We start from the raw sequence: 9,290 nt of genomic DNA, 5'->3' as shown, positions 1-9,290 counted from the left end.
TCAGGGTCTCCTGTCGGATCTGTTCTACCGCCATGGCCGCTTCTCCTGTCGATAGAGTTTAGACAATCGGACTTCGGACCAATTCGCCGATCCCTTCCTCCGGGGCATGGGGGGCCGGGCGAGGCCGCCCGAGACGGCCCTACCCGATCCCCCCCAATCCCCATCAGGGGGAGCAAGGGGAGCAAAGGGCCGTTCTCGAGAGAATGCAAGGGTGGGAAATCGGGGTCCGTCAAAAAATAAAACGGGGCCACCTCGGGCAAGGTGGCCCCGTATGTGAGCAACCTCATCGGTTATATGGACGATCTTGAGGGATCCCATCCCTGCGGATCGCAATCCCAGACTCATCTATTTTCATTTTACCACAGGGGAAGGTTTTGCGTCAACGTCCACGAGAGGGCTGGTTATCCCCAGCTGGCTTGCCTAACCGGGTAACATTTACGCCACGTGTAACTTCCGAGCTCTCCTGCGGGTTTTGGGGCTGGGGCACTGCCTTTGGCGGCGCCCCAGCCCTAAAAACATTCGGCTCATGCCCAATCTTCATGCAAACGCGTGCGATGAATTCGACGCCGCTTGCGCGAACGATGGATCTCTCCTTGGGGCTTGGGGGGTTTCATCGGCTCTCTCCACAAGGGCTCGCCATGTCCTTGCGAATGGAATTCACAGCATGCGTATGCAAGCCAGAGAGCGAACCGCCCGATGGCCGGAAAGGGCTCGATCTCCTCACCCCTGCCCGCCATCCGACCCGGCCAGCGGCACGTGTCCTGAACATAAGCCGGAAGATTGAGAGGCCGGGGCGCCACTGAAGGCGACGTCGTCGCCCCAACCCCCATGAAAACGGGGACCCAGTGCTATACTGCGGCCCCGGATCCGGGGATGCGGTATATCATCCCTCTGTATCTCCGCTCCGCCAGGCGGGGGTCCCAAAGACCGTAGGGAGACAACGAAGTGCCCCGGATCTATGCTCTTCGCCTGGACATGAAATCCTTCTGGAGGTCCGAGTAGATGTCGAACCGAACCCGCCATCAAGCCTTACGGTTCATCATGCTCCTCGGCCTGGTCAGCCTGATGGCTGACGTGACCTATGAGAGCGCCCGCAGCCTCATCGGGCCGTATCTCGCCGTGCTGGGGGCCAGCGCCGCGCTGGTGGGGGCCATCGGAGGCATCGGAGAGCTTATCGGCTACAGCCTGCGCCCCTTCTTCGGTTACCTGGCGGATCGCTTACGCCGGCCGTGGATCCTGACCATCCTAGGATATGCGATGAGCGTCCTTGCCGTCCCCATGCTGGCCCTCACCCGCGCCTGGCCGATCGCCGCCATCCTGATCCTGATCGAGCGGCTGGGCAAGGCGGTCCGCACCCCGGCCCGGGACACGATGCTTTCCTACGCGGCCAGCGAGGTGGGCCCCGGGAAGGGGTTCGGACTCCACGAGGCGCTGGATCAGATCGGGGCCGTCGGCGGGCCGTTGCTGATGGCGCTGATCCTTCAGAGCACCGGACGCTATGAGCTGGCCTTTGGGGTGTTGCTCATCCCCGCGGCGCTCACCCTGCTCATCCTGATCGCTGCCCGCCTGCTTTATCCGGCCCCCCACCGCCTGGAGCTGTCCCCCATCGATCCGGAGGCCGTGATCCCCCGCGGGATCGCCCGCCCTCACTTCCGGCAGTATCTGGCCTTTGTGGCCTTCAGCGTCGCCGGGCTGGTCCATTTCCAGCTGCTCTCCTACCACCTGAAACGCACGGCCCTTCTGCCCGACCCGGCGATTCCTGCCCTGTTCGCTGCGGCGATGCTGGTCGATGCGGTCGCCGGCCTGTTGTTCGGCGTCCTTTATGATCGCCTCGGCCTCCGGGTTTTACTGACGATCCCGGCCTTCAGCGCCGCCGCCGCCCCTCTGGTGTTCTCCGGCCATCCCGCGCCTCTCCTCCTGGGCATGATGCTCTGGGGGGCGGTGATCGGCGGGCAGGAGACGATCATGCGAGCGGCCATTCCCTCCCTGGTCGCCTTAGAGGAACGCGGCACAGCGTATGGTCTGTTCAATGGGATCTACGGGCTGGCATGGTTCCTCGGCAGCGCCGCGATGGGGGCGATCTATGAGCTGTCCATGGGAGGCGTCATCCTCCTGGCGATCGTGCTGGAGCTGATCGCCCTGGGGGTCTTCTTCCGCATGGTCCGCGGATCACCAGGCCCCAGGGCGGTGTAGCACCCGGTGGGCAGGATCGCTTCAGCAAAGCCACAGGGGCAACCCCAGGAGTGGTCTCACCCCGTCTGGAGGTTGAGGGAGAGAATGATCGGCTATGTGTATATGCTGACCGCCGCCTTTCTGTGGGGGTTGATCGGCCCGGTGAGCCGACTGGCCTTCGCCCACGGGCTGACGCCTCTGGAGGTCGCGTTCTGGCGGGCTGTTTTCGGGGGGCTGCTGTTTGGCTTCCACGCCGCCCTCATCGGCCGGATCCGGGTGGCCCCTCGGGACCTTCCCATCGTGCTGGGGTTCGGCCCCATCGGCGTGGCGCTGTTCTACGCCTCCTTCCAGCTTGCAGTGCAGGCGGGCGGTGGAGCGATGGCCGCCGTGTTGCTCTACACGGCCCCCGCCTGGGTGGCCATTCTTTCATGGAGCTTTCTGAAGGAGCCAATGGGCCCCCATAAGCTGACCGCCCTGTTCCTGACGCTCCTCGGCGTGGCCGGCGTCAGCCTTCAGGGCGGTGAAGCGCGGATCCATCCTGTCGGGATCATGTGGGGCCTGATCTCTGGATTTACCTATGCCCTGTATTATCTTTTCGGGAAGATTTACCTTCAGCGCTATGAAACCCCAACCCTGTTCGCTTACGCCATGCCTATAGGGGCCCTCAGCCTGCTCCCGCTCATCTCGTTCCATCGGCCAGGGCCCATGGCCTGGGGAGCCATCGCATTTCTGACGATTTGTTCCACATATCTCGCCTATCTGATTTATTACGCGGGTCTGCAGCGGCTGGAAGCGACGCGGGCGGCGGTGGTGGCGACTCTGGAGCCGGTGATCGCGACCGCGGTTTCCTATCTGGCGTGGGGGGAGCGCTTCGGCCCGCTGGGCTATCTGGGCGCGGCGCTGGTGATTCTGGGGGTGCTATGGATGGTGCAGGCTCCGTCTGCTCCTCCCGACTCCCTTTCCCACGCCGCTTCGCGGCATAGGGAGGGGAGTTCAGAAAAGCGGAGGTAACGGGGAGCGGCTCCGCCCGCTCTGTTACCTTAAACCCCAGGTTTGCAACAGAGCGCTTTCATAAAGGGAGGCGCTGATACACCCAGCGACCTCCCACCATTGTGCCCAGCACGTCCAGCTCGCGGAGCTGTTCCGCCGGGATCCGGAAGGGATCCTCCGGGAGCACCAGGAGGTCCGCCCACATCCCGGGCCGCAATCGGCCCTGAGAGCGCTCCAGCCCGACGGCCCACGCCGGGCCTACGGTGTAAGCTTCCAGCGCCTCCGCCAGGGAGAGGGTTTGCTCTGGATGCCATCCGTCGCGGACCACCGCGGCGTGCAGACCCCAGAAGGGGTTGGGCGGTTCCACCGGCGCGTCGGAGCCGAAGGCCAGCCGGGCTCCGGATGCCTTCAGGCTGCGCCAGGCATAGGCCGTAGCGCATCGCGCCCCCCAGTAGCGCTCCGCCATCGGTCGATCGGAGATCGCGTGGATCGGCTGCATGGAGGCTACGATCCTCAGCCGACCGAAGCGCGGCAGATCGTCCGGATGCACCAGCTGGGCGTGCTCGATCCGATGTCGCCGGGCCTCCGGGGGAATCCCCATCCGCGCCTCCAGCTCCCGTAACTCGGCATAGAGATCCAGGACCTCCCGATTGGCCCGATCCCCGATCGCGTGGACGGCCAGCCAGAGGCCCGCGGAAGTGGCCCGCCGGGCGGCCTCCCGCATCGCCTCGGGGGGGGTGAAGGCGATCCCCAGGTTCTCCGGCTCCCCCTCATATGGCGCCAGCATCCACGCGGTCCGCGGCCCCAGGGCGCCATCGGCGAAGATCTTCACCGCCCCCACCCGCAGCCATTCATCGCCGAACCCGGTGCGCAGGCCCAGCGCCAGCGCGTGATCCAGCATCGCGAGGGGAAGGTGTTGCACCACCCGCAGGGGAAGATCCCCCCGTTCGCGAAGGATTTGGAGGGCCGCGAAGGCGCGGGGGCCGTCGAAGTTATGAACCGCCGTCAGGCCCAGGGCGGCCAGCTCATGGAGCGCCTCATAGAGGGCCTCGGCCAGTTCCTCCACCGTGGGCTCCGGGATCGCCTGAACGATCCGATCCATCGCCCGCTCGAAGAAAAGCCCGGTCGGCTCCCCCTGGGGATCCCGGGCGATACGCCCGCCGGGTGGATCCGGCGTTTCGGCAGTGATCCCTGCCCGACGCATCGCCTCCCGGTTCACCCACAGGGCGTGTCCGCTGCGGGCCCAGAGGGCCACCGGATGCGCCGGCGCCGCCCGATCCAAATCGTCCGCGGAGGGGAATCGCCCCCATCGTTCCTGCAACCATCCCCGACCCGTGATCCAGGTCCCTGGCGGCGTGTAGGCCGCCCGGCGGGCCACGCGCTCCAGGGCCTCCTCCAGCGTCGGCGTGTCCACATCGACCCCCATCCGGCGCCGGGCATAACCTTCCAGATGCAGATGGGCATCAATGAAACCTGGAAGCACCGTTGCGCCGCCTAGGTCAAGGACTCGAGTGCGGGGGCCCAGCCAGGACCTCACGTCCGCGGCGGTGCCGACCGCAACAATCCGTTCGCCCATCCCCGCAATGGCCTCCGCGATGGGCCGCTCCGGATCCTGGGTATAAATCCGGGCGTTCCAGAGGATCCAGTCCGCCATCGGCATAGATGATCCTTCAAGGCGAGGAGATCGAGATACAGAAGTCCATATGGGAAGATGGGTGATAAGGGAAAGGCATTCTGGAACAAGGAAAGAGAGATCCCTCCCTGCTTCTCCCTCTGTCTCCGCAACGCAAATGGCTAAAGGGGCTGGTCTTTACCTGAGCCGCTGGCAACCAGCCCTAAAAGAGCCGCATCATCCAGATCCGCATAACCCGGTTCCTTCACGGCCGGATCACCCAGAGTTCGGTCTGGGGATGGCTGATCCACTCCGCGCCCCGCGGCGTGACCAGCACATCTTCCTCCAGTCCAATGTAACCATGCCCAGGCACCCTCACGCCCAGTTCCAGCGTGAACACATTCCCGGCTTCCACCACCCCATAAGGCGTCTGCCCATAGCGCTCCCAACGGGGCCCCAGGACCGTCGAGCCATCATGGACGGTCCGTCCAATGTGATGGCCCAGCGCGTGGAGATACTCCGGATACCCCTGCTGAGTGAGGGTGCGACGCGCCGCGGCGTCCACTTCCCATCCCTGGACCCCCGGGCGGAGGGCCTGAAATCCCGCAAGGATCGCCAGGCGGACAGCCTGGAAGGCCCGCTGGACCTCCAACGGTGGGCTCTCCTCTCCTTCTCGCAACACATACCAGACCCGCTGCATATCCGAGCAGAACCCATCCTGCCGGATCCCGATATCCACGTGAACCAGCGTCCCCGGGGCTACGGAACGATCTCCAGGCATCGCATGCCCGATCGGGGCCTCGGGCCCGATGGCCACGATGGGACAGTAATCCGGATCCCATGCCGGCTCCACGCCCCTTGCACGCATCCGCTCGTGGACGAAGGCCTGGATCTCCCGCTCGGAGCGCCCAGGGCGCAGGAAGGCCCCGATCTCATCCAACAGGGCCTCGGTGGTCTCCACCGCCCGGCGGATGGCCTCGACTTCCAGCGGGGTCTTGCGGCCCCGGAGCGCCCCCACGAGGTCCTCAGCGGAAATCAGGCGGCCCACGAACGGCGTGCCGCTCAGCATCCGGTGGAGAAGGCACCACATCCCGTGGGTCAGCCCATCGGCAGCGGGGTCATTCTCCGAATAATTAATGGCGATCTCCCGAGGGTTCAGGCGCTGCAACGTCTCTACCAAATGCTCCCGAATGCTCTCATCATACCCGATCACGGGATCCCAGATCCCCAGCGCCGCGATATTCTCCCGATCGAATCGCCCCACGATGGCCACTCGATCTCCGTTCGCGGTCAGAAGGAACGCGGAGACCCAGGTCACATTCAGGTCGAGGATCAGATCCAGCACCGGATCCCGCGTCTGCTCGGTCTCCCGAACGAACGTTAACCAGGCATCGATCCCCTTCTCGTTCAGGATGCCGATCGCCTGTCGGACCTTCTCACGGATGAGCGCGGGGTTGGGCATAGAAGACCTCCTCCCCTCCTGAGCTTTTTGGGGTGGGCAAAGCCGCCTTCAGCGACCCCGTCCACCCCCGAAAATTCCGGTTCTCTGGGAATCGCCGCGGTGCCCCGTCGGATGCGTTGATCCGTTAGGAGTTACGCTATCAGGAGCCGATCGGATGGGGTGGAATCGCCTCACTCCCTGTATCCTGCCCCCCATGGCCCGAAGGGCCTGCTTTAGCGGGCGGCGCCGAAGGCGCCCGGCGCCGCCCGCTAAGCCCCCCGAGGAAGGCAAGCGGCCCTTCCCCCCTTTCTCCCCTCTCCTCGCGGTCCTCCCGGCTGCAGGGAGAGGGGAGAAGGAAGATTTCGAAGTGGGGGTTGGTGGGATAGACGACCTCATTCCTTGCTCCACCAGCCCAGCTATCCCGAACGCAACAAGCGTCGGACGAGCGCTTCCAGCTCTTCCTCGGAATAATAATAAATGATGAGACGGCCACCTCGACGGCCGGCGGAGAGACGGACCTTGGTGCTGAGGGCCTGGCGCAGGCGGCTCTCGATCTCGACCAGGCCGGGCGGACGCGCCGGGGCCTTCCGCCTCGGGACGCGCTGACCCTGCAGGCGACGGGCCAGCTCCTCCGTCGCGCGGACGCTCAGGCCTTCCTCCAGAATCCGACGGAGAACGAGCTCCTGCTGGGCGGCCTGGCTGAGCATCAACAGGGCCCGCGCATGCCCCTCCGTAATCCGCCCTTCCATCAGATGGGCCTGGATCGAGGGAGGGAGCTGGAGCAGGCGCAGGGCGTTGGTGATCGTCGTCCGGCTCCGGCCCACCCGTCGGGCCACTTCCTCATGGGTCAGGCCAAAGGTCTCGATGAGATAACGATAGGCCTGAGCCTCCTCGATAGGGTTCAGATCCGCTCGCTGGAGGTTCTCTACCAGGGCCAGCTCCAGCATCTGCTGGGGAGCCGCTTCCCGCACCACCACAGGGATCGTAGTCAGACCGGCCCGTTGGGCCGCCCGCCATCGGCGCTCCCCGGCGATCAGCATATACCGCGGAGGCTCTGCCTGGATCTGGGTCACAATGAGCGGCTGCAGCAGTCCATGCTCTCGAATGGATTGGGCCAGCCCCTCCAGATCCGCCTCATCGATCTGCCGGCGGGGCTGATGGGGATTGGGCTCGATGGCATCGATCGGGACCTCCAGAAGGCCCGTGGTCTCGCCGGCCGGGAGCAGGGCTTCCAGCCCCTTTCCGAGCCCGAATTTACGCGCCATGGGCACCTCCTTCTCGGGAGGGGACAGGGATTCCATCGCCCCGCATCAGCTCGTCGGCCAGGGCAGCGTAGGCGATGGCGCCTGGCGAGTGAGGGGCGTAGACGATGATGGGGAGGCCATAACTCGGGGCCTCGGCCAGGCGAACGCTCCGGGGGATCACCGTCCGGAACACCCGGCCCGGGAAGTGATGACGGACTTCTTCCACAACCTGCTGAGCGAGACGGGAGCGGGCGTCGAACATGGTCAGCAGGAAGCCCCGCACATGCAGCCGCGGGTTGAATCTCTGACGCACCCGCGTCATCGTCTGAAGGAGCCGGGAGAGGCCTTCCAGGGCCAGATACTCGCACTGGACCGGCACGATCAGCGCGTCCGCAGCGACCATCGCGTTGAGGGTGAGCAAACCCAGGCTGGGGGGGCAGTCGATCAGGATGTAATCGTAAGCCGCTCGAACGCCCTCCAGAGCCTCCCGGAGGCGGAACTCCCGTTGGGAGGCCTGCACCAGCTCCACCTCGGCCCCGGCCAGATCCGCGCTCGCGGGAGCCAGCCAGAGGTTCGTCCATCGGGTGGGATAGATCCGTTCCGCGATCGGCAGGCCATCGACCAGCGCCGCATAGATAGAACCCTTCAAGCTCTTCCGAGGGATCCCCAAACTGGCCGTCGCGTTGGCCTGAGGATCCAGATCCACAAGCAGCACCGAACGCCCGGCCGCCGCCAGGCAGGCAGCCAGGTTCACCGCCGAGGTGGTCTTGCCCACACCCCCCTTCTGGTTCGCGAAAGCGTAAACGAAGTGGCCCATGGCGTTACCTGCATCCTTCCTAGCGGGAAGAGAGGATCACCGAAGGGCCATTCGGATGGCCTCGATCTCCTCCGGGCGAGGGGTTCCATCCAGGCCCGGCCGGGTGACGGAAAGGGCCGCCACCCGGGCCGCATAATGGGCCGCCGCCACGGGATCTCGGGTTTCCCATAACCGGATGAAGAAGGCGGCGGCAAACACATCCCCCGCTCCCGTCGGATCGACCTCTTCCGCCGGATAAGCTGGAATCGGATGAGGGATCCCCTCCAAAAACAGCGTGGCCCCGCGGGCGGCCTGCGTGACCACCAGGATCGACGTCCGACGGGCCCAACGACGCGCGAGCTCCCAATCCCCTTGAATATCTTCCTCGCTGAAAACCACCGCATCGGCATAAGGGAGGAAGCGCTCGGCCTCTGCCCAGAGTTGGGGATAGACATGGCCCTCCGGATCCCAGGCCCGCATCCAGCCCTGGGGCGTGATCCCACGCAGGACCCCCTCGAACAGAAACAGCAGGGAAGGATCCACTTCCCCGGCCACAGGAGCCAGATGCACCACGCGGGGCTGGCGCCATTCGAGGGGCACAGCGGCTGGGAGCAGCCGTTCCGCAACGCCATGAAGACGCTGTCGCCGGCCCTGGGGAGTGTAGAGGTTCTCAAACTCCGTGGTCTGATCCGCAGGCAGGTTCATCACCACCGCCCCATCCAGGGCCAGCCGGGGATCCCAATCCGGCCCGGTGCTGGTCAGGACCCCCACACGCCATCCGTGGGCCAGCGCTGTCCGGCCCGCATAGGCCGCCGTCCCCCCGAACATCGGCCCGAACGGCGTTCGATCCCGGCAGACATGTCCAATGATCAGATAATCAATGGAAAACATCCGCGCTCCGATTCGCGGCAGGAAAGATGGGGGGTAACGCTTTGTCCCTCTTGGACCCAAGAGTTTTCGGGGGCGCCGCCGGGGGCGGCGCCCCCCCCCCACACCCCCACGAGCGCGAGGAAGCTACCCAAGGCGGAACGGGGC

General features: G+C 65.4%; 7 protein-coding genes. 2 read left to right on the top strand and 5 right to left on the bottom strand.

Annotated features, from left to right (window positions below; genetic code table 11):
• Positions 1-1,002 precede the first annotated feature (1,002 nt).
• Entirely contained in the window at positions 1,003-2,193 is a 1,191-nt protein-coding gene (locus NZM16_RS09450) for an MFS transporter (protein ID WP_295480117.1), read from the top strand.
• An 87-nt stretch (positions 2,194-2,280) separates the two neighbouring features.
• Complete coding sequence (locus NZM16_RS09445; RefSeq protein ID WP_367281023.1) at positions 2,281-3,183, top strand: DMT family transporter; 903 nt, start codon at positions 2,281-2,283, stop codon at positions 3,181-3,183.
• Between the two features lie 58 nt (positions 3,184-3,241).
• Here NZM16_RS09445 and NZM16_RS09440 read toward each other — a convergent pair whose 3' ends face one another.
• From NZM16_RS09440 to NZM16_RS09420, 5 genes are all read right to left on the bottom strand, one after another.
• A complete protein-coding gene (locus tag NZM16_RS09440; RefSeq protein WP_295480113.1) occupies positions 3,242-4,816 on the bottom strand; it encodes an amidohydrolase in 1,575 nt (524 codons plus the stop codon).
• A 223-nt stretch (positions 4,817-5,039) separates the two neighbouring features.
• Complete coding sequence (locus tag NZM16_RS09435; RefSeq protein ID WP_295480111.1) at positions 5,040-6,236, bottom strand: Xaa-Pro peptidase family protein; 1,197 nt, start codon at positions 6,234-6,236, stop codon at positions 5,040-5,042.
• A 395-nt stretch (positions 6,237-6,631) separates the two neighbouring features.
• The gene (locus NZM16_RS09430) at positions 6,632-7,480 is read right to left on the bottom strand and encodes a ParB/RepB/Spo0J family partition protein (protein WP_295480109.1); all 849 of its coding nucleotides are present in this window, start codon (positions 7,478-7,480) and stop codon (positions 6,632-6,634) included.
• On the bottom strand, positions 7,470-8,276 hold the full coding sequence (locus NZM16_RS09425) for a ParA family protein (protein WP_295480107.1): 807 nt from the start codon (positions 8,274-8,276) through the stop codon (positions 7,470-7,472). The genes NZM16_RS09430 and NZM16_RS09425 overlap by 11 nt, the downstream gene beginning before the upstream one ends.
• Positions 8,277-8,312: 36 nt before the next feature.
• Complete coding sequence (locus NZM16_RS09420) at positions 8,313-9,146, bottom strand: PfkB family carbohydrate kinase (RefSeq protein WP_295480106.1); 834 nt, start codon at positions 9,144-9,146, stop codon at positions 8,313-8,315.
• Between the last annotated feature and the right edge of the window lie 144 nt (positions 9,147-9,290).

The sequence above is a fragment of the Thermoflexus sp. genome (assembly GCF_025055495.1).
GTDB lineage: Bacteria > Chloroflexota > Anaerolineae > Thermoflexales > Thermoflexaceae > Thermoflexus.
The sequence above is the reverse complement of the archived record's forward strand: the minus strand, read 5'-3'. Positions and strand labels throughout refer to the sequence as shown.

What these genes read in the sequence shown, in the direction of transcription:
- NZM16_RS09420 (WP_295480106.1), bottom strand. Translation starts at nt 9,146, where the DNA reads ATGTTTTCCATTGATTATCTGATCATTGGACATGTCTGCCGGGATCGA.
- NZM16_RS09425 (WP_295480107.1), bottom strand. Translation starts at nt 8,276, where the DNA reads ATGGGCCACTTCGTTTACGCTTTCGCGAACCAGAAGGGGGGTGTGGGC.
- NZM16_RS09440 (WP_295480113.1), bottom strand. Translation starts at nt 4,816, where the DNA reads ATGGCGGACTGGATCCTCTGGAACGCCCGGATTTATACCCAGGATCCG.
- NZM16_RS09435 (WP_295480111.1), bottom strand. Translation starts at nt 6,236, where the DNA reads ATGCCCAACCCCGCGCTCATCCGTGAGAAGGTCCGACAGGCGATCGGC.
- NZM16_RS09450 (WP_295480117.1), top strand. Translation starts at nt 1,003, where the DNA reads ATGTCGAACCGAACCCGCCATCAAGCCTTACGGTTCATCATGCTCCTC.
- NZM16_RS09430 (WP_295480109.1), bottom strand. Translation starts at nt 7,480, where the DNA reads ATGGCGCGTAAATTCGGGCTCGGAAAGGGGCTGGAAGCCCTGCTCCCG.